This is a genomic window from Microbacterium laevaniformans (assembly GCF_016907555.1).
GTDB lineage: Bacteria > Actinomycetota > Actinomycetes > Actinomycetales > Microbacteriaceae > Microbacterium > Microbacterium laevaniformans.
Map to the genome: position 1 here is coordinate 2,701,046 of NZ_JAFBCE010000001.1, position 19,295 is coordinate 2,720,340.

Annotated in this window: 15 protein-coding genes; 7 read left to right on the top strand and 8 right to left on the bottom strand. The window is 71.4% G+C overall.

Annotation, left to right across the window (positions count from 1 at the left end; all coding sequences use genetic code 11):
* The first annotated feature begins 84 nt into the window (after positions 1-84).
* The 6 genes from JOE53_RS13005 to JOE53_RS15135 all read left to right on the top strand — a co-directional run bounded on the left by JOE53_RS13005 (position 85) and on the right by JOE53_RS15135 (position 7,350).
* On the top strand, positions 85-888 hold the full coding sequence (locus JOE53_RS13005) for an FAD binding domain-containing protein (protein WP_204947962.1): 804 nt from the start codon (positions 85-87) through the stop codon (positions 886-888).
* The gene (locus tag JOE53_RS13010) at positions 885-3,641 is read left to right on the top strand and encodes a molybdopterin-dependent oxidoreductase (protein WP_204947963.1); all 2,757 of its coding nucleotides are present in this window, start codon (positions 885-887) and stop codon (positions 3,639-3,641) included. The genes JOE53_RS13005 and JOE53_RS13010 overlap by 4 nt, the downstream gene beginning before the upstream one ends.
* Before the next feature lie 74 nt (positions 3,642-3,715).
* Positions 3,716-4,813 (top strand): ABC transporter substrate-binding protein, encoded by a 1,098-nt coding sequence (locus JOE53_RS13015; protein WP_061681896.1) that lies wholly within the window; start codon positions 3,716-3,718, stop codon positions 4,811-4,813.
* A gap of 22 nt (positions 4,814-4,835) precedes the next feature.
* Positions 4,836-5,648: an ABC transporter ATP-binding protein gene (locus JOE53_RS13020; RefSeq protein WP_204948256.1), complete on the top strand. Its 813-nt coding sequence runs from the start codon at positions 4,836-4,838 to the stop codon at positions 5,646-5,648.
* Positions 5,649-5,650: 2 nt separating this feature from the next.
* Positions 5,651-6,457, top strand: coding sequence for an ABC transporter permease (locus JOE53_RS13025; RefSeq protein ID WP_005051686.1), 807 nt, complete (start codon positions 5,651-5,653; stop codon positions 6,455-6,457).
* A 2-nt stretch (positions 6,458-6,459) separates the two neighbouring features.
* A complete protein-coding gene (locus tag JOE53_RS15135; protein WP_204947964.1) occupies positions 6,460-7,350 on the top strand; it encodes an ABC transporter permease in 891 nt (296 codons plus the stop codon).
* Positions 7,351-7,547: 197 nt separating this feature from the next.
* Here JOE53_RS15135 and JOE53_RS13035 read toward each other — a convergent pair whose 3' ends face one another.
* Complete coding sequence (locus JOE53_RS13035; protein WP_204947965.1) at positions 7,548-8,924, bottom strand: amidohydrolase family protein; 1,377 nt, start codon at positions 8,922-8,924, stop codon at positions 7,548-7,550.
* 93 nt (positions 8,925-9,017) lie between these two features.
* Here JOE53_RS13035 and JOE53_RS13040 point away from each other — a divergent pair, with 93 nt between their 5' ends.
* Positions 9,018-9,635, top strand: a complete 618-nt coding sequence (locus JOE53_RS13040; protein ID WP_204947966.1) for an LOG family protein — start codon at positions 9,018-9,020, stop codon at positions 9,633-9,635.
* Between the two features lie 124 nt (positions 9,636-9,759).
* Here the strand turns inward: JOE53_RS13040 and JOE53_RS13045 are convergent, their stop codons facing one another.
* From JOE53_RS13045 to JOE53_RS13075, 7 genes are all read right to left on the bottom strand, one after another.
* Positions 9,760-11,073, bottom strand: coding sequence for a Zn-dependent hydrolase (locus JOE53_RS13045; RefSeq protein ID WP_061681904.1), 1,314 nt, complete (start codon positions 11,071-11,073; stop codon positions 9,760-9,762).
* Complete coding sequence (locus JOE53_RS13050) at positions 11,070-12,380, bottom strand: pyridoxal-phosphate-dependent aminotransferase family protein (RefSeq protein ID WP_204947967.1); 1,311 nt, start codon at positions 12,378-12,380, stop codon at positions 11,070-11,072. Before JOE53_RS13050 ends, JOE53_RS13045 begins: the two co-directional genes overlap by 4 nt.
* Positions 12,377-13,942, bottom strand: coding sequence for an AtzH-like domain-containing protein (locus tag JOE53_RS13055; protein ID WP_204947968.1), 1,566 nt, complete (start codon positions 13,940-13,942; stop codon positions 12,377-12,379). The genes JOE53_RS13050 and JOE53_RS13055 overlap by 4 nt, the downstream gene beginning before the upstream one ends.
* A 316-nt stretch (positions 13,943-14,258) precedes the next feature.
* Positions 14,259-15,368, bottom strand: a complete 1,110-nt coding sequence (locus JOE53_RS13060) for an acetamidase/formamidase family protein (RefSeq protein ID WP_204947969.1) — start codon at positions 15,366-15,368, stop codon at positions 14,259-14,261.
* Entirely contained in the window at positions 15,365-16,795 is a 1,431-nt protein-coding gene (gene allB, locus JOE53_RS13065) for an allantoinase AllB (RefSeq protein ID WP_204947970.1), read from the bottom strand. Before allB ends, JOE53_RS13060 begins: the two co-directional genes overlap by 4 nt.
* Positions 16,783-17,625, bottom strand: a complete 843-nt coding sequence (locus JOE53_RS13070) for an aspartate/glutamate racemase family protein (RefSeq protein ID WP_204947971.1) — start codon at positions 17,623-17,625, stop codon at positions 16,783-16,785. The genes allB and JOE53_RS13070 overlap by 13 nt, the downstream gene beginning before the upstream one ends.
* Complete coding sequence (locus JOE53_RS13075) at positions 17,622-19,292, bottom strand: NCS1 family nucleobase:cation symporter-1 (protein ID WP_204947972.1); 1,671 nt, start codon at positions 19,290-19,292, stop codon at positions 17,622-17,624. Before JOE53_RS13075 ends, JOE53_RS13070 begins: the two co-directional genes overlap by 4 nt.
* Positions 19,293-19,295 lie beyond the last annotated feature (3 nt).

Below are 19,295 nucleotides of genomic sequence, written 5' to 3' on the forward strand. Positions count from 1 at the left end.
AAACGGCGGTCTGTTTCACTCGGACTCGATCCGGTCCGCGCACCCGACGCCGCGGACGGGACGCGAAACAGATCGGAGCGACACATGGACATCACCACCGTGCGCTCGTTCCGGACGGCGCGCACCCGTGACGACCTCCGGCTCGCGCCGGGCGAGACGATCATGGCGGGCGGCACGTGGCTGATGAGCGAGCCGCAGCCCGCAACGACCGGTTTCGTCGACCTCACCGGCATGGGCTGGCCCGACCTCGACGCCGATGCCGAGGGTCTGCGCATCGCCGCGACGTGCACCATCGCTCGGCTCGTCGCCTTCTCGCGGGAGGCTCCGGCGTCGTGGACCGCCGCCGCGATGATCCCCGATGCCGCGAACGCCCTCCTCGCCTCATTCAAGATCTGGAACACCGCCACCGTCGGCGGCAACGTCTGCCGCGCTTTCGCGGCGGGCGCGATGGTGGCGCTCTGCGTCGGGCTCGACGGGATCGCCGAGATCTGGAGCGGCGAGGGCGACCGTGAGCTTCCCGTCGCCGAGCTCGTCACCGGCAACGGCACGACCTCGCTTGAGCGCGGCGAGGTGCTGCGCGCGATCCGCCTGCCGGCGGACGCGCTGCGCTCGCGCGCCGCGCTGCGCAAGATCGCCCTCGCCGAGCACGGCCGCTCGGGAGCCGTCGTCACGGGCCGGGTCGACCCCGACGGCGCCAGTGTCTTCGGCGTGACGGCGGCGACCTGGCGTCCCACGGTGCTGCGCTTCACCGCCCTGCCGGATGCCGCGACACTCGCCGCCGCCGTCGAGGACTGCCCGGGGTACTACACCGACCCGCTCGGGTCGGCCGACTGGCGTCGCGGTGTCGCCGCCGCGCTCGCGGAGGACATCCGGAGGGAGCTCGCATGAAGTGGGTCGTCGACGGCGCCGAGGTGGATGCCGAGCCGCGTCCGGGCCAGTGCCTGCGCACCCTCCTGCGCGAGACAGGCCACACCGAGGTCAAGAAGGGGTGCGACGCGGGCGACTGCGGCGCCTGCACCGTGCTGCTGGACGGCGAGCCCGTGCACTCCTGCCTCATTCCCGCCGGTCGTGTCGAGGGTCGACACGTCACCACGGCGGCCGGACTCGCACCGGGCGATGAGCTGCATCCCGTGCAGGAGGCGCTGGCCAGCGGCTTCGGCTTCCAGTGCGGGTTCTGCACGCCGGGGATGAGCGTGACGGCGTCGACGCTCTGCGAGAGCGACCTCGACGACCTCGACCGTCGCATGAAGGGCAACCTCTGCCGCTGCACGGGGTATCGCCCGATCCGCGAGGCGATCATGACCGCGGTGCGCGAGACGGGACGGTCGGGCCGGCGGGGCGGGGCGGATGCCGCGGCATCCGAACCGGGCGTCGTCGGCCGCTCGGTCGCGCCCCCCGCCGGCCCGCGGCTGACGCAGGGGCGCGAGAGCTTCACGTTCGACCTCGAGCCGGGTCACCCTGCGGCCGACGCCCTCGTGCTGCGGCTGGTGACGAGCCCGCACCCACACGCGCGGATCACGGCGATCGACACCACGACCGCCCGCGCGGTGCCGGGCGTCGTCGCGATCTTCACCCACGCCGACGTTCCCGACGTCCGCTACTCCACTGGCCGTCATGAGCACCGCACCGACGATCCCGACGACACCCGCATGCTCGACGACGTGGTCCGCCACGTCGGGCAGCGGGTCGCCGCGGTGGTCGCCGAGACCGCCGAGGCGGCGGATGAGGCGTGCCGGCTCGTCCGTGTGGACTACGAGCTGCTGCCCGCCGTCTTCGATCCGGAACAGGCGCGCCGTCCCGGCGCTCCGCTGCTGCATCCCGACCGCACGCCCGCCGACCGGGTCGACGAGGCCGGGCGCAACGTCATCGCGAGCGTGCACGCCGGGCCCGACGCCGCCGAGCTCGAGGCCGCCCTGGCCGCGAGCGCCGTGACGGTGACCGGGACGTGGCAGACCGCGCGGGTCACGCACGCGCAGCTGGAGACCCACGGCTCGATCGGCTGGCTCGACGACGATGGCCGCCTGGTGCTGCGCTCCTCGACGCAGGTGCCGTTTCTGGCGCGCGACGAGATCGCGCACATCTTCGGCCTGGACCGCGACCGCGTGCGCGTGCACACGGCCCGCCTCGGCGGCGGATTCGGGGGCAAGCAGGAGATGTTCACCGAGGATCTCGTCGCCCTCGCGGTGCTGCGCACGGGCCGTCCGGTGGCGTTCGAGTTCAGCCGCGCCGACGAGTTCCAGCGCGCCGCCGTGCGGCATCCGATGCGCGTGACGGTCACCCTCGGGGCCGATGCCGACGGACGGCTCACCGCCATGGCGATCGATCTGCTGAGCGACACCGGGTCCTACGGCAACCACTCCCGCGGCGTCATGTTCCACTCCCTCGCCGAGTCGACGACGATCTACCGGGTTCCGCTCAAACGGCTCGACGCGGAGGTCGTGTACACGAACAACGTGCCGTCGGGCGCGTTCCGCGGATACGGGCTCGGGCAGGTCGTGCTCGGGGTCGAGTCGGCGATGGACCAGCTGTCGGAGCGTCTGGGCATCGACCCGTTCGAGCTGCGCCGGCGCAACGCCGTCACCCCGCAGGACGACCCGGGCCACGACGACCTCGTGTGGGGCAGCTACGGGTTCGATCAGTGCCTCGACCTCGCCGAGTCCGCGCTGCGTCGCGGCAACGGCGTCCGCGCGCCTGCAGGATGGCTCGTCGGCGAAGGGGTCGCGGCGGCGATGATCGCCACGATGGCGCCCTTCGGCCACATCGCGCACACGAGCGTGACCCTCCGCGCCGACGGCACGTACCTGCTGCGAGCCGGCACTGCCGAGTTCGGCAACGGCACCACGACGGTGCTCCGCCAGATCGCGGTCACCGACCTCTGCGCCGACCCCGACGGCATCGAGCTCTGGCACGCCGACACCGACGCCGTCGCCCACGACACGGGCGCGTTCGCATCGGCCGGCATCACCGTCGCGGGCAAGGCGCTGCACGCCGCCTGCCTCGCGCTCGCCGCGCGAATGCGTGCCCGTGCGGCCGAGCTGACCGGCACGGATGCCGCGGCGGCCCGACTCATGCCCGACGGCGTATACACGCCCGTTCGCGTCGTGCCGCTGGACGAGCTGACGGCGGACGGGGAGCTCACCGCCGACGGCAGCGAGCTCGGTGAGCACCGCTCACTGGCGTTCAACGTCCACGCCGTCCGGGTCGCCGTCGACCCCCGCACCGGTGTCGTGCGCATCCTGCAGTCGATCCAGTCGGCGGATGCCGGATTCGTGATGAATCCGGCGCAGTGCCGCGGACAGATCGAGGGCGGGGTGGCGCAGGGCATCGGCAGCGCCCTGTACGAAGAGGTGATGGTCGAGGACGGCAAGGTGACCACCCCCGTCTTCCGCCTCTACCGGGTGCCCCAGTTCGGTGACATCCCCGACACCGAGGTGTACTTCGCCGACACCGCCGACGAGCTCGGCCCGTTCGGCGCGAAGTCGATGAGCGAGTCGCCGTACAACCCCGTCGCGCCGGCGATCGGCAACGCCATCGCCCGCGCAGTCGGCGCTCGACCCTACGAGCAGCCGTTTCGCCGCGACCGTGTCTGGCGCCTCGCGTCACACCACCGAAACACGAACGGGCAAATGCCGGAAATGTGAGACACCTATCGTCTCCAGAATCACCGCAGCCCGTTCTGCATCCACAGCACAAGACACAGCACCCGGGAGACCCGATGCACTCACCCTCCAGCCGTCGCCGCCGCGGCGGAATCATTCTGGCGGTCGCCGCCGCCGCAGCCCTCGCCCTCTCGGCCTGTTCCTCGTCCGGAGGGGCGGCGAGCCCCTCGGCATCCGGTGAGGCCGCCAGCTACGGCGACATCAGCGTGCAGTACTCGTGGATCAAGAACGAGGAGTTCGCGGGCGAGTTCTACGCCTACGACAACGGCTACTACGACCAGGCGGGCTTCTCCAAGGTGACCGGCGTCGCCGGCCCCGACACGGGTGTCGCCAAGCTCCTGTCCGGCTCGGTGCAGGTCGCGCTGACCGATGCCGCATCCGTCGGCGCCGCCGTGTCGGAGCAGAGCGCCCCGCTGAAGATCATCGCGACGACCTTCCAGAAGAACCCCTTCACGATCCTGTCACTGAAGGACAAGGGCAACATCGCGACGCCGAAGGACCTCATCGGCAAGAAGATCGGCGTGCAGGACTCCAACGCCTCGGTGTTCAAGGCGCTCCTCGCCGCGAACGGCATCTCGGAGAGCCAGCTGACGATCGTGCCCGTCGACTTCGATCCGACACCGCTCATGAACGGCGACGTCGACGGCTTCATGGCCTACCTCACCAACGAGGCCATCACGGTCGAGATGGCGGGATACCCGACCACCAACCTCGCCTACGCCGAGAACGGTCTGCCCTACGTCGCCGAGTCGTACGCCGTCACCGACCAGTACCTCGCCGAGCACAAGGACCTTCTGAAGGCGTTCCTCATCGCGGAGATCAAGGGCTGGACCGACACGTTCACCAAGCCCGTCGACGACACCGTGACGGTCGTCACGAAGCACTACAACGACTCGGCCGCGGCCGGCGACCTCACCTTCGGCGAGCTGAACCCCGCCAAGGTCAAGGCCGGCATCGAGGCGCAGGCGAAGCTCATCTCGACCGATGAGACCCAGGCCAACGGCCTGTTCACGATCTCGGACGACCTGAAGAGCCAGACCCTCGCGTCGCTGAAGGCCTCGGGCTGGGAGCTGACGGCCGACCAGCTGTTCGACACGTCGATCATCGACGAGATCTACGCCGAGCACCCCGAGCTCAAGAAGTACCTGCCCTAACGAGATGTCCGTGTCATCCACGATGGATGCCGGTGCCGGCGCGACTGCCGCCGGCACCGGCATCCAGATCTCCGGAGTCTCCAAGTCGTTCACGCTGCGCGGCGGGCGTTCGCTGCAGGCGCTGCAGGGCACCGACCTGCACACCGACAAGGGCTCGTTCCTCGCTCTGCTCGGCCCCTCGGGCTGCGGCAAGTCGACGATCCTGCGCATCCTCGCCGCCCTCGATCAACCGACCGACGGCGTCGCGCTCGTCGACGGCGAGACCCCCGACCAGCTGCGCGCTAAGAGCGAGCTGGGCATCGCCTTCCAGGACCACGCGCTGCTGCCGTGGCGGAGCATCCGGAAGAACATCGAGCTGCCCTTCGAAGTCGCCGGTCGCAAAGTCGATCGCGGCTACGTCGACGAGCTGATCGACCTCATCGGTCTGCGCGACTTCGCCGACGCGAAGCCCGCCCAGCTGTCGGGCGGCATGCGCCAGCGCGCGTCGATCGCACGCGCTCTCGTCCTGAAGCCGTCGGTGCTGCTGCTGGACGAACCGTTCGGCGCCCTCGACGACATGACCCGGCAGAACCTCAACCTCGAGCTGCTGCGCATCTGGACCGAGAAGCCGGCGACGACGCTGCTGGTGACCCACGGCATCAGTGAGGCGATCTTCCTCGCCGACCGCGTCGCGGTGATGTCGCCACGGCCCGGACGGGTCAAAGAGATCATCGAGGTCGACCTGCCGCGTCCGCGGACGCCCGAGATGATGCGCACGCCCGAGTTCCACGCGCTCGTGGACCGCGCCTCCGAACTGCTGTTCGGACACGACGGCCGCGCCGAGGCCGAGGCGTAGCCGTGGCTCGCGTGCGCGTGCCCGGCTGGGTCGCGGGACTCGTCGGCGCCGTCGTGCTGGTGGGCGTGTGGTGGCTGTTCTCGCTGACTGCCTTCCGTCCGCAAGACGGGACGAGCTACACTCCGGTCCCCTCACCGTGGGCGGTCGTGGACTGGCTGTTCGTGCAGGGCAACATCGCGGGCGCCTGGGGCGTGTTCCAGCCGACCATCACCGCGGCGGCGATCGGCTACCTCTGGGGCAACGGCATCGCCCTGCTGCTGGCGACGGTCGTGCTCGTCTTCCCGCGCACCGAGACGGTGATCACCCAGATCGCCGTCGTCACCTATTGCCTTCCGATCGTCGCGGTCGGGGGCATCTCGATCGTCGTCCTCGGTGGCGCGAAGAACCCCGGCGACCCGTCGGCGACCGCGATCTTCCTCGCCGCTCTCGTCTGCGTGTTCACGACGGTGGTCGGCGCGATCCTCGGGTTCACCTCCGCCGACAAGGCGGCGCTGGACGTCGTGCGCGTCTACGGCGGCGGCCGGTGGACCCAGCTGCGCAAGGTGCGCCTCGTCGCCGCCCTTCCGGCGATCCTCACGGCGCTGCAGATCGCCGTGCCGACCGCCTTCCTCGGCGCGGTGCTCGGCGAGTACCTCGGCGCGATCACGGCGGGCGTCGGGCCGACGCTCATCCGCCTGCAGGGCCAGCTGGACTCGGCCGGCGTCTGGTCGGTGTTCCTGCTGTGCGCCGTGTTCGCCCTCGTCGCCTACGGACTGTTCGGCCTGCTCATCAGACTCGTCACCCCGTGGGTGGCCGGAAAGGCGGTGTGAGCGTGGACGTCATCGACACGACCCCGGCAACACCCGCGGCATCCCACGTGGGCACCGCCGACCCCATCGCCGTCGCGCGTCTTCGCGCCGAGCGGCGCCGCGGGCTGCGCCGCACCCTGCTGCGCTCGCTCGGCAACGCCGGCATCACCCTTCTCGTGCTGCTGCTGCTCTGGCAGGCGATCGTAAGCCTCACCGGCATCTCCCCCTACATCGCCAAGGGCCCGCTGGATGTGTGGACATTCCTCGTCACGGCGCCGAAGGCGGAGGCCAACCGGGCACAGATGTTCCCGCTGGTCGGCCAGACGCTGCTCGACGCGTGGATCGGATTCGTCGTCGGCATGCTCGTCGCGATCATCCTGTCCATCGCGTTCAGCCTGTCCAAGGCGATCGAGGCGGGCGTCATGCCGCTCGTGCTGCTGCTGCGCACCATTCCCCTGGTGTCGATCGCTCCGGTCATCATCCTCGTCACGGGACGCGGGACCCCGGCATCCGTCGCCGTCATCGGCACCGTCGTGGTTCTCTTTCCGGCCCTGGCCAACGTGCTGTTCGGGTTGAGCCGCGCCAGCCAGCAGAGCCTGGATGTCGTGCACGTCTTCGGCGGCGGCCGGTTCACGGCGCTGCGCAAGGTCAACCTGCCCGGAGCGCTGCCGTCGGTGTTCGCCGCGGCGCGCGTGTCGGTGCCGGGAGCCGTGACCGGTGCGCTGCTGGCGGAGTGGCTCTCGACCGGCACGGGCGTCGGCGGGTCGATCCTGAAGTTCAACGCGCAGGCGCAGTTCGCCCAGCTGTGGACCTCGATCGCGCTCATCACGCTGATCACGCTCGTGCTCTACAACCTCGTGCAGATCGTGGAGAACATCGTGCTGGCCCGCATGGGCATGGCTGCCGGGCGCTGAGGCCGCTCCGCGCACCCGGCTCACCTCCACCCCCACCCCCACCCCCACGCCCCGCCTCCCACCTCCCACCTCCCACCTCCCGCCGAACCGAACTGCAAGGTCGGCGGGCCGACACGCCGTCGGCGACGGCGCGGATGCCGCGTGTCGCACGGCATCCCTTGCACTTCGGCCGGGCGGGGGGCAGTGCGGGTGGGGGGTCAGTGCGGGTGGCCGCGGAGGGGAATGACGGCGGCGGGCAGCTCGTGCACCTTCGCGGAGGCCTCCTCAGCGAGCGGGTTGGTCGAGACTCCGTCAGCGTTCACGAGACGACCGCCGACGTAGACGGCCTTCAGATTGCGCGGGCTCATCGCCAGCACGTACGAGCGCACCGGGTGCCAGAGCGGCCCGACGTCGGGGCGGCGCGGATCGACCACGACGAAGTCGGCGAACTTGCCGACCTCGAGCGAACCGACGCGGTCGGCGACGCCCATGATCTCGGCCGATCCGAGGGTGTGCAGGCGGAGCATCTGCTCGGGCATCATCGACAGCGGATCCTTCGTGCGCGCCCGCTGTGCGTAGATGCCGATGCGCATGTTCTGCCACGGATCGCTGACGTCGGTGCAGGCCTGGTCGTCGAGGCCGACGCCGACCTTCATCCCCATCGCGAGCATCTCGGGCACGAGCGCGATGCCCGAGGCGAGACGGCCGTTGGATGCCGGCTGCCACGACATCGCCGCGCCGCCGGCGACCGACTGCGCGATGATCTCGGGCGTGGTCTGGATGAAGTGGCCGAACACGAGCCCGAGCTCGAGAGCCCCGGCATCCCGGTACAGCGCGAACTTCGACTGCTGGTGCTCGACGGCCTCGGGCGACTCCAGGAAGTGCGCCTGGTTCGTGACGCCGAAGCGGCGCATCGCCTCGACCTCGAACGCCGCGGCATCCGGGTGGGGAGACCACTGCACCTGGCCCATGATCGACGAGCCGAGCGCGTAGTCCGCATCGAACGTGCGGGTGTGGGCGACCTCGGCGGCGAAGCGGTCGAACACCTCGTCGGGAGTTCCGGCGGTGACGTCCATGCCGGCGGCGTCGACGAAGCGGATGCCGGAATCCCGCGTGCCCTCGGCCTGACGCCAGTGGTACTCGAGGCCCCGCAGGCCCGCGGTGCCGGTGCGCTTGCCGTCGACCATCGGCTCCCACGCCTGCAGCGGGTCGGTGAAGTTGTACGCCGTGGTGACTCCGTTCGAGAGGAAGTCGAGGGAGCCGTGCAGCGTCGCCCAGTAGAGCTGATCGGCGCTCATGTGCGCGGTGGTGCCGAGCATCGCGTCGCACCACCCGTAGAGGGTGTCGGCGACGCCGAGGCCGCGCAGACCGCTCGTGAACAGGTGCGAGTGGCTCGACACGAACCCGGGGGCGACGAAGGCGCCCGCGACGTCGAGGGTCTCGTCCGCGGTCGTGCCGACCGGCGGGGTGCCCGCGCCGAGGGCCGCGATGCGGCCATCGTCCCCGACCAGCATCCAGCCGTCCTCGACGTAGCCCGGGTCGTCCGTGCCGGTGGGGACGGTGATCAGACGGGCGTGTGTGACGAGCAGCGACATGCTGTGCACGCTAATCAGGCCATGTTTCCGACCTGTCACGGCGCGGAAACACCCGTGCACGAAGCGGAAACACGGGCGGATTAGCGTCTGGTCATGTCGCTATTCACGGTCACGGTCTTCTGCGGATCCTCCCCGGGCTTCGACCCGGTCTACGTCGAGGCGGCGCGCGCCGTCGGCACGGCGATCGGCCGCTCCGGCATGGCGCTGGTCTACGGCGGCGGCCACGTCGGTCTGATGGGCACGGTGGCGGATGCCGCCCTCGCCGCCGGGGCGGAGGTCACGGGCATCATCCCGCGGGCGCTCCAGGCCCGCGAAGCCGTCAACGAGGACCTGACCGAGCTGATCCTCGTCGACACGATGCACGAGCGGAAGATGCTCATGGCCGACCGCGCCGATGCCTTCCTGGCGCTTCCCGGCGGACCGGGAACGCTCGAAGAGCTCACGGAGCAGTGGACGTGGGCGCAGCTCGGCATCCACGACAAGCCGGTGGGGCTGCTCAACGTCGCGGGCTACTTCGATCCGCTGCTCGCCTTCGTCGCGAACATGCGCGACCGCGGCTTCACACACCCCCGTTACACCGACATGCTGGTCGTCGCGACCGAGGCCACTGAGGCGCTGGCACGACTGCGCGACTACGTACCCCCGGCACGCACCGAGGCCTCGCCGGGCGCCGAGATGACCGGCGCAATGGCGTTGCCCGTGCGCCCCTGAGGGCGGCTGCCGGCCTCGTCCGCGTCCGCGTCCGCGAGACACCGGATGCGCACCGACACACCGGTACACAGACCGCGTCTCGGTGCACAGGCGGTGTTTCGCGGTCGGAGGACGCGGCGTCGGGTCAGACGCGCTCGGTGCCGCGCAGCAGCACGGCTTCGGCGAGGGCGCGGATGCCGTGGGCGACGTCTCCCGCGGAGACGGACTCGTCGGGGTGGTGGCTGACGCCGTCGGGATTGCGCAGGAACAGCATGCCGACGTCGGTCACGGCCCCCAGCGACATGCCGTCGTGCCCGGCGCGGCTGAAGATCACGGGCGGTGCATCGGAGCGCGGCGGAAGGGCCGCGCGGATGCCGCCGGCCACCACGTCCTGCAGGAGCGGTGCGCAGAACACCGCCGGGGCGCTGTGCACCTCGCGCGAACGCCAACGCAGAGCCCGCCGGCCCATGATCTCGTCGAGCTCGCGTGCGAGCGCATCCCACACGCGGTCGCGCTCGCCGTCGAACTCGCCGCGCAGATCGAGGGAGAACTGCACCTCACCCGGGATCACGTTGACCGCGCCGGGGAACGCTTCGAAACGTCCGACGGTGCCGACGATGTGGTGCTCGGCGGAGCAGATGCGCTCGACCGCCAGCGCCGCCTCGCTCGCGCCCAGCAGCGCGTCGCGACGCATGTCGTACGGCGTGCCGCCGGCGTGGCGGGCCTCACCCTCCACCACCAGCTGGAACCGCCGCGCCGACGCGATCGAGGAGACCACCGCGAGCGGCTCGCCCGCGCGGTCCAGCTCGGGCCCCTGCTCGATGTGCGCCTCCAGATAGCCCACGAGCTCATCGGGCCGACGGGCGGCCTCGCCGACGCGCGCCGGGTCGAGCCCGAACTCGAGGAATGCGCGGCGCAGGCTCACGCCATCGGCATCCGTCAGCTCCCACCACGCATCGCTCCACGTGCCGGCGACCGCGGACGATCCGAGCAGCGCCTTGCCGAAGCGGGTGCCCTCCTCATCCGAGAACGCGACGACCTCGATCGCGAAGGGCAGCGGCACGGTCCAGCCGTCACCGGCCGCGTCGCCGTCACCACCCACCGGCACGCGCAGCAGACGCACCACCTCCAGCGCCATCAGCACCCCGGCGATGCCGTCGTAACGCCCGGCGTCGAGCACCGTGTCCAGGTGCGAGCCGAGCATCAGAGCGGGAGCCGCCGGATCGCCGATGCGGCCGACCTGGTTGCCCGCGGCATCCTGCCACGTACGCATGCCCAGCTCGCGCATCCATTCCGCCGCCAGCCGGTTGACACGGGCGTGCTCGGGCGAGAGGTAGACGCGCTCGATGGATGCCGCAGCCGCGCTCACCCGCGCGAGCTCCTCGCACCGCGCCATGACGCGGCGCGCGGCGGCGGCGATGACGTCGGGCGCGGCGCGCAGGAGGGATGCCGAGGTCACGGCGTCTCCGCGGACACGGCGACGGCCGCACCGGTGCGCGGCGCGTGCAGCGCCACGGGCGCGGCGGCGAACACGTCCGCGGCGGCCTCGACGCCCCCACCGGCCGGAACCGCGGCCCCGAACCGGCGCAGCACGCTCTCGAGGGCGGCGAGGGTGGTGAGCACGGCATCCTTCCGGGCGTTGTAACCCATGGTGCCGATGCGCCACACCTTGCCGTGCAGCGGGCCGAACGAGGTGCCGATCTCGATGCCGAAGTCCTCCAGCAGGGCCGACCGCGCGGCATCGCCGGGCACACCCTCGGGGATCTCGACGGCGACGACGTTGCTCATCTTGTGGGCGACGTCGCCGAAGACCACCGAGCCCAGCGCCTCGACGCCGGCGAGCATCGCTCGTCCCGCCAGCTCATGGCGGGCGATGACGGCGTCCCGGCCTTCGATCAGCAGCAGGCGCGCGCACTCCCGGGCGCCGTAGAGCATGCTCGTCGCCTCGGTGTGGTGGTTGAGTCGGCGCGGACCCCAGTAGTCGAGGATCTGCCCCAGGTCGAAGTAGTTCGAGCGCACGAAATCGGCCGACGACTCGTCGCCGGGCTCGCGGATGCCCGCCTCGACCTTCTTCCGCGAGCGGATCACCTCCACGGCGCGTGCGCTGAGCGTGATCGGCGACGATCCGCTCGGACCGCCCAAGCACTTCTGCAGTCCGGCGGTCGCGGCATCCAGCCCCCACGCGTCGGCCTCGAAGGCGTTGCCGCCGAGCGATGCGGTGGCGTCGGTGTAGAACAGCACGCCGTTGCGGCGGCAGATCTCGCCGATGTCCTCCAACGGCTGCAGCATGGTGGTGGATGTATCGCCCTGCACGAGGGCGAGCAGCGTCGGCTTCACCCGCACGATCGCCTCCTCGATGACGGATGCCGGGAACACCTGACCCCAGTCGGTCTCGATCGTGTGCACCTCGGCGAGCGCCCGCTCGGCGATCTCGGCCAGCAGGTGTCCGAACCGGCCGAACACGGGGACCAGCACCCGGTCGCCCGGCTTCACGAGCGAGACGATCGCCGCCTCGATGCCGGCACGGCTCGTGCCGTCGACCAGCAGGGTCGCCTCGTTGCGGGTGCTCCACACTCCGCGATACAGCTCCTGCGTCTCGGTCATCGTCGCCGTCATGAACGGGTCGTACTGGCCGACGAGCGGCGCCGACATGGCGGTCAGGACGCTCGGATAGGCCGAGATGGGGCCGGGGCCCATCAGCAGCCGCGCGGGCGGGGCGATCGGGCCGGGAAGGTTCGTCGGGCCGGGCGAGGAGGTGCTGCTCATACGGATTCCGTTTCGGTGATGCGGGCGTGGAGGGCACGGCCGAGGCGCACGAGGGCGATGTCGGTGCCGGCGCGCGAGACGAGGCAGACGCCGACCGGTGCGGGGCCGCCCGCAGCATCGACGGTGAGCAGGGGCACCGACAGGGCGGGCAGGCCGCCGACGGCGGCCGGGGTCGTCAGGCGGAGGGTGTCGGTGCGCACGGCATCCACCTGCGCACCCGTGGCCGAGCGTGAGGGCGCCGGCCCGGGCACCGTCGGCAGCAGCAGCACGGCGTCGCGGACGAGCGCGTGCAACGTGTCGCGGAGGGGTTCCAGGGCGGCTCGGGCGGCGGACTCGTCGGCGGCGGTGACCGCGGCAGCGGCGCGGAAGCGCGCGGCCACGGCAGGTCCGGTCGAGCCGGGGTGCGCGCGCAGCCAGTCGCCGTTGTTGCGCCAGGCCTCCGCACCCTGCACCGTCCGGAACGGCACGAGATAGTCGTCGAGGTCGCCGAGCGAGACCTGCTCGATCGGCAGAGCGGATGCCGCGATCAGCTCCTCGAACGCCGCGCGCGTGGCCGGCTCGGCGGCGGCGAGCGCCTCGGTCGGCACCCGGAACCGCCACGGGAGGTCGGCGGCGGAGGCCCCGAAGACGGAGTCGGTCGAGTCGGAGCCGTCGTAGCTCAGACACCAGTCGGCGACCGCCTGCAGCGTCGCGCCGTCGCGGGCGAGCCAGCCGACCGTGTCGAAGCTCTGCGCGAGAGGCAGCAGCCCCTGCCGCGGCACGAGATCGTGCGTCGTCCGCAGGCCCCACAGGCCCTGATACGACGCCGGCACGCGCACGGAGCCGGCGGTGTCGGTCGCGAGGGCGATGTCGGCGTGGCCGAGCGCGACGGCGGATGCCGGTCCGCTCGACGAGCCGCCCGGCAGGGCGCCCGGCACCGCGGCGTTCGGCGGGGTGCCGTAGTGCGCGTTGTCACCCGCGATCGAGTACGCGAATTCGTCGGTGCGGGCGATGCCCCGCAGCGACGCTCCGCCGCACAGCAGGTCGCCCACCGCGGGGGCGCTGGTGGTCTCGGCGCGGGCGGAGTCGAGGTAGGTCGGGTTTCCCGCACCGATGCGATAGCCCTTGATCGCGAAGAGATCCTTCACGGCGACCGTGAGGCCGGACAGCGGCCCCTCCCATGCGCCCTGGTAGAGCGGGTCGCCGACAGTCCGCCAAATCGAACGGTCGAAGGCCACCGAGCGGGGGGTGACGTGCGCGGCCGTGATGAGCCACCGCCCGTCGATCAGCTGCCACACCTGGGTCTGCAGACCGGTGCCGCCGGCAGCGAACCGGGAGACGGCGACGATGAGCGCCACCCCCTCGGCGAGCGGCCGGTACTCGACGCGCTCGATGGTGCGAGCCGACACCCCGCCGCGAGCGCCGCGGAACGCGCTGATCGCGTCGTGTCCGACCAGCAGCCCCGCGCCATCGCCGCGGAGCGTGCGGTCACCGGGAGCGAACGCGGCATCCAGGGCGTCGAGGTCATTCGTCAGGATCGCCCGCTCGTACCCCTCGAACGCCGCGCGCAGCTCGTCGGGCATGGTCTGAGCCGCCGTCACGGGCGCCCGCCCCGGACCATGGCCCCGCGTGCACAACTCCGGAGTTGTGGTCCCAGACGGCCGAAAACAGCCCGGGATGGGCCCGTGGGCACCGAATCTCCGGAGTTGTGAACGGCGGCAGCCGGGCGGCGAACGGCGGCGGCCGGGCGGGGAACGGCGGCGACGCCGCGTGCACAACTCCGGAGTTGTGGTCCCGGACGGCCGGAAACAGCCCCGGACGGGCCCGTGGCCACCGAATCTCCGGAGTTGTGGACGGCGGCGCGCGGAGGCGGCGACATGCCGCGGCGGCGGCGGACGGTCACGAGGCGTCCTCGGCGACCAACCGGGCCGGGCGGACGGCGGCGAAGTCCGCCTCGCGGATGCGCGCATGCACGCCGCAGACGATGTCGACGACCTGCGAGATGTCGAAGTCGGTGGCGGCCGACAGGTACGCGTAGGCCAGGTGCTCGGCCATGCCGTACCGGGCCTGCAACAGGTCGAGCGCGGCGCGCACGGCCTTGCGCATCGCCTCGTCGAGGTCGACGTCGAGCCCCGTCGGCACCAGGTACTCGTCGGTGCGGACGAGCGGGCCGGTCACCTCCCCGAACGCAGCGAACGCCTCCGCGCGCGGCACCACGTCGAAGCGCAGCGTCGCGCGCAGCGACGCCTCGAGTGCTGTCAGCGCGACCTCGCCGTCGCCCTGCGCGAAGTGCGGATCGCCGACGTACGCCAGCGCGCCGGCCACCTGCACCGGCAGGTACAGCACCGCCCCTTCCACGAGCAGGTTGATGTCGATGTTGCCGCCGTGCGCCCCCGGGGGCACCGAGTGGGGGCGCTCGTCGCCCGCGACGGCGACGCCCATCGTGCCGAGGAACGGCGCGAGCGGGAATCGCACGACGCGCTCGCCCCCGTCGACGAGGGGCAGGATGCCGCGACCGTCCGACACCGGCGTGAACACGCTGACGTTCTCGGGCCCGCGCGGCAGCACCCCGACGAGCGCGCCCTTGCCGTGCCGGTTGGAGATGACCCCGTACGGCACGCGCGGCGCGAGATCGACGACGGTGATCTTCAGCAGGTCTCCGACCTCTGCGCCCTCGACGAAGATCGGCCCCGTCACGACGTGCGGCCCGTCGAGCGCGGCGTCGCGGGCGACCGTCGCGGCGATCTCGATCGCGTCGGTGAGCACGTGCGCCGCGGGGACGCCGTGACCGGTGAAATACCCGAGGGGGTCCTGGCCCTGGTCGGGCAGGATGCCCTCGTGGCTGACGGTGTCGATCGTCACCGTCGCGCCGGCGGCGATCGTCAGCACGGGCGCATCGACGGCGCACGGCAGCCGCCCCCAGAGCACCGTCTCGGGGGATGCCGCGAGGTAGTGCGCGCCGGCGATGCGGCCCGATCCGGGCTGCAGGATGTCGATGGTCTCGGTCATGATGTCGCTCCCTCGCGCATCGTGTCGGCGACGGCATCCGCACCGCCGGCCAGCAGCTCGATCCCCGGCCGGGCCCGCACGTCGTCGTCGCCCGCCCGGTACACGACCGTTCCGCCGACCACGGTGGTGACGACGCCGCCCCGCATGGCGCGCCCATCCCACGGTGACAGCTTGTGCCGGTAGAGCAGGCGGTGCGCGTCGACGGTCCACGACCGTTCCGGCGCGAAGACGGTGAGGTTCGCTCGCGCCCCCGGCGCGATGACGCCGAGTCCCGGCATCCCGGCGATGCGGGCCGGTCCGGTCGTGAACAGCGGCAGCAGGCTCTCCAGCGGGATGCCGCGGCGCGCCGCCTCGGTCCAGACGCTGGCGAACCCGGTCTGCACGCCCGCGATGCCTCCCCATGCCAGGCCGAAATCGCCGCCCCCCGCGGTCTTCAGCGCAAGAGTGGCGGGTGAGTGGTCGCTGACGATGGCGTCGATCGTGCCGTCGAGCACGCCCTCCCACAGCAGGTCCTGGTTGGCGCGACCGCGGATGGGCGGGCAGCACTTGAACGCGCTGGCCCCGTCGGGCACCTCTTCTGCGGACAGGGTGAGGTAGTGCGGGCAGGTCTCGACGGTGAGGCGGATGCCGTCGGCCTTCGCCGCGCGGATGGCATCGAGCGCCTGTCCGTCGGCGACGTGCACGATGTGGGCGCGGGCGCCGGTGGCGCGGGCCGCGTCGATGACGGCGCCGATCGCCGCCTCTTCGCTCACCGGCGGGCGGCTGCGCAGAAACGTGTCGTAGTGACGTCCGAGCTCTCCCGCCGGCCCCGCGCCGACGTCGACGGCGGCCTCGTGCAGGTGTGCCTCGTCTTCGGCGTGCGCGATGAGCAGGCCGTCGAAGGCGGCGATCTCGGTGAGCGCGGCGTGCAGGCCGGCACGGTCGAGGTGGCCGAACTCGTCGATGCCGCTCGGCACGAGGAAGCACTTGAAGCCGACGACGCCGGCGCCGGCGAGGTGGCGCAGGCGGCCGAGGTTCTCGGGGACGGCGCCGCCCCAGTAGCCGACGTCGACCGCGAGCTTGCCCGCGGCCGCGGCCCGCTTGGCGGCGAGCGCCTCGGGCGTGGTCGTGACGGGCACCGAGTTCAGCGGCATGTCGAACACGGTCGTGATGCCGCCCGCTGCGGCCGCGGCGGTGCCGGTCGCGAAACCCTCCCAGTCGGTGCGCCCCGGCTCGTCGAGGTGCACGTGCGAGTCGACGAGTCCCGGCAGCAGCACCTCGTCGGCGCCGAGCACGTGGAGGTCGGAGGATGCCGCGGCATCCGCTTCCGCCGAGCGCCCGGGCAGGGTGACCTCGGCGATCACGCCGTCGACGATCCGCACCTCGGCGGGGCGGAACGCCCCGTCGATCCAGGCGCGTTCGGCGCGGATCACGCTCACATCTGCCACAGCATCGCCTCTCGTGCCCTCGGTTGCGGATGCGGCGTCATCGCGGCGTCCGAAGACACGTCAGACGCTATCGAGGCGTCGTTTCGCGGGTGTTTCCGCACGGGCGGGGGCGCGTACTCGCCCCGCCCGCCGGTGCGCACACCCATGCGTGCCATGCCGATCGCGAGCCCCACGGCGGCGGCGACCCCGTCGATGACGGGAGCGTCGACACGCGCCGACAGCTGCGCGCAGAGATCGGCCATGCCGGCGCACCCGAGCACGATCGCATCGACCGGGTCCCCGGACGCCCCGGACGCCCCGACCGCGGGAGGATCAAGCGCGGCCCGGCATTCGCGTTCGATGCGGGCCAGGGTGTGCTCGTCGGGCTTCTCGAGGGCGAGCACGGGGATCTCCACGGCGCGGTACTGCGCGCAGGCGCGGTCCATGCCGTAGCGGGCGACGAGGTCGCGGGCCCGTCCGAGCGTGCGTCCCAGCGTCGTCACGATCGCGAAACGGCGCCCCGCGATCGCCGCGACGTGCATGGCGGCTTCCGCGATGCCGATCACCGGCACCTCGACGAGTTCGCGCGCCGCGTCGAGGCCGGGGTCACCGAAGCACGCGAGCACGTACGCGTCGCTGCCGCCGGTGGCGAGGTCCGCGCGGACGAGCTCCACGACGGCCGCGGCCGCCGCCACCTCGTCGACGTGGCTCTCGACCGCCGCCGGTCCCCGACCGGGTTCGGGGCAGACGGCGACGATCTCGGCATCCGCCCCCGCCACCTCCCGAGCGGCGGCCGCAATGGTCGCGGTCATCGCCCGGGAGGTGTTGGGGTTGATCAGGAGGATCCTCACGGGGTGCCGGGTCCCGCCGTCGTGCCGGTGACGGCGGCCACGGGGATCTCGGCCGAGATGGCGGGCGGCTCGGCCTCGGCGGTCGCGGCGGCGCCGTCGAGCGTGCCGTCCGACACGCCGTCGCTTTCACCGTCGAACGTCGGCACCCGCGGGTCGAGGCGCTCGAAGAGCACGAACGCGGCGTAGCCCAGGCCGCAGCCGATGAACCAGCTGTAGTCGCTGATCCACGAGATGTCGAACAGTCCCATGTCGGCGAACAGCTTCGGGAAGACACCGAGGAAGACGGCGGGGATGCCGGCGACCAGCAGCGCCTTCATCGCGTTCGGGTTGAAGCCGCGGCGGTACCAGTAGGGGCCCGTCGGGTCCATCGTGAACATCGCATCGGTCTTGATGCGCTGGCGTCCGGCGACGTAGTAGCCGGCGATGAGGATGCCGAACAGCGGACCGATGAGCGCCCCGAGCAGGCCCAGCGTGTAGTGGATCGCGTCGTCGTTGGAATACCAGTTCCAGGGGGTCAGGAACACCGACCCGACGGCGGCGATCATCCCGCCGGCGCGCCACGAGATCTTCTTCGGGGCGACGTTGGAGAAATCGAACGCCGGCGAGATGAAGTTCGCGACGATGTTGATGCCCACCGTCGCGGTGACGAAGGTCAGGCCGCCGAGGAGGATCGCGAACCAGCCGTCGATGGCCTCGACTGTCTTGATCGGGTCGGTGATGAGCTGGCCGAAGACGGGGACGGTCGCCGACGCCGTGATCACGGTGAGCAGCGAGAAGAAGAGGAAGTTGATCGGCAGACCCCAGAAGTTGCCGCGCTTGACCGCCGCGAAGCTCTTGCCGTAGCGGGCGAAGTCGCCGAAGTTGAGCATCGGGCCGGAGAAGTACGACACGACCAGCGCGATCGCGGCGCACATCACCGGGATCGACGACCAGAAGTCCAGCTGCTTGGTCGACAGATTGAACGAGATGTTCTGCCAGCCGGCCTGCGACACGAGGTAGACGGCGAGCGCGATCATCACGACGTAGACGGCGGGGCCGGCGAAGTCGATGAAGCGGCGGATGACCTCCATGCCGTTCCAGAACAGCAGGAACTGCGCGACCCACAGGATGCCGTAGGAGATCCACCCGAGGGCCGACAGCCCCAGGAACGACACGTCCAGCAGCGCGGCCGAGCCGGGGATGAACTTGAGGAACACGATGTTCAGCGACTCTGCGGCCAGGAACGTCTGCACGCCGTACCAGGCGATGGCGATGAGTCCACGGATGATCGCGGGGATGTTGGCTCCGCGGATGCCGAAGATCGCCCGGTTGACGACGGGATACGGCACACCTGTCTTCTGGCTGGGCTTGGCGACGAGGTTGGCGAAGTACTGCACGATGACGATGCCGACCAGCAGCGCGATCAGCACCTGCCAGCTCTGCAGGCCCAGGGCGAACAGCGAGCCGGCGGTGACGTAGCCGCCGACGGAGTGCACGTCGCTCATCCAGAACGCGAAGATGTTGTACGCGCTCCACTTCTGCTTGCGCAGCGGTGCGAGGTCCTCGTTGGCGAGGCGCTCGTCGTACTGCGGCTTCATGTTGCCGGCGCCCGTGGGCATGCCGGCGGCTTCGACGATGTCGTAGACACCGGTCGACGGTGCGGTCGATGTTGGGGTCAGAGAGGTCATGGG

Bases quoted from the DNA above. Each gene is read 5' to 3' on its own strand.
- JOE53_RS13050 (WP_204947967.1), bottom strand. From the start codon at position 12,380: ATGAGCAGCACCTCCTCGCCCGGCCCGACGAACCTTCCCGGCCCGATC.
- JOE53_RS13010 (WP_204947963.1), top strand. From the start codon at position 885: ATGAAGTGGGTCGTCGACGGCGCCGAGGTGGATGCCGAGCCGCGTCCG.
- JOE53_RS13040 (WP_204947966.1), top strand. From the start codon at position 9,018: ATGTCGCTATTCACGGTCACGGTCTTCTGCGGATCCTCCCCGGGCTTC.
- JOE53_RS13035 (WP_204947965.1), bottom strand. From the start codon at position 8,924: ATGTCGCTGCTCGTCACACACGCCCGTCTGATCACCGTCCCCACCGGC.
- JOE53_RS13020 (WP_204948256.1), top strand. From the start codon at position 4,836: ATGGATGCCGGTGCCGGCGCGACTGCCGCCGGCACCGGCATCCAGATC.
- JOE53_RS13055 (WP_204947968.1), bottom strand. From the start codon at position 13,942: ATGCCCGACGAGCTGCGCGCGGCGTTCGAGGGGTACGAGCGGGCGATC.
- JOE53_RS13075 (WP_204947972.1), bottom strand. From the start codon at position 19,292: ATGACCTCTCTGACCCCAACATCGACCGCACCGTCGACCGGTGTCTAC.
- JOE53_RS13015 (WP_061681896.1), top strand. From the start codon at position 3,716: ATGCACTCACCCTCCAGCCGTCGCCGCCGCGGCGGAATCATTCTGGCG.
- JOE53_RS13005 (WP_204947962.1), top strand. From the start codon at position 85: ATGGACATCACCACCGTGCGCTCGTTCCGGACGGCGCGCACCCGTGAC.
- JOE53_RS13060 (WP_204947969.1), bottom strand. From the start codon at position 15,368: ATGACCGAGACCATCGACATCCTGCAGCCCGGATCGGGCCGCATCGCC.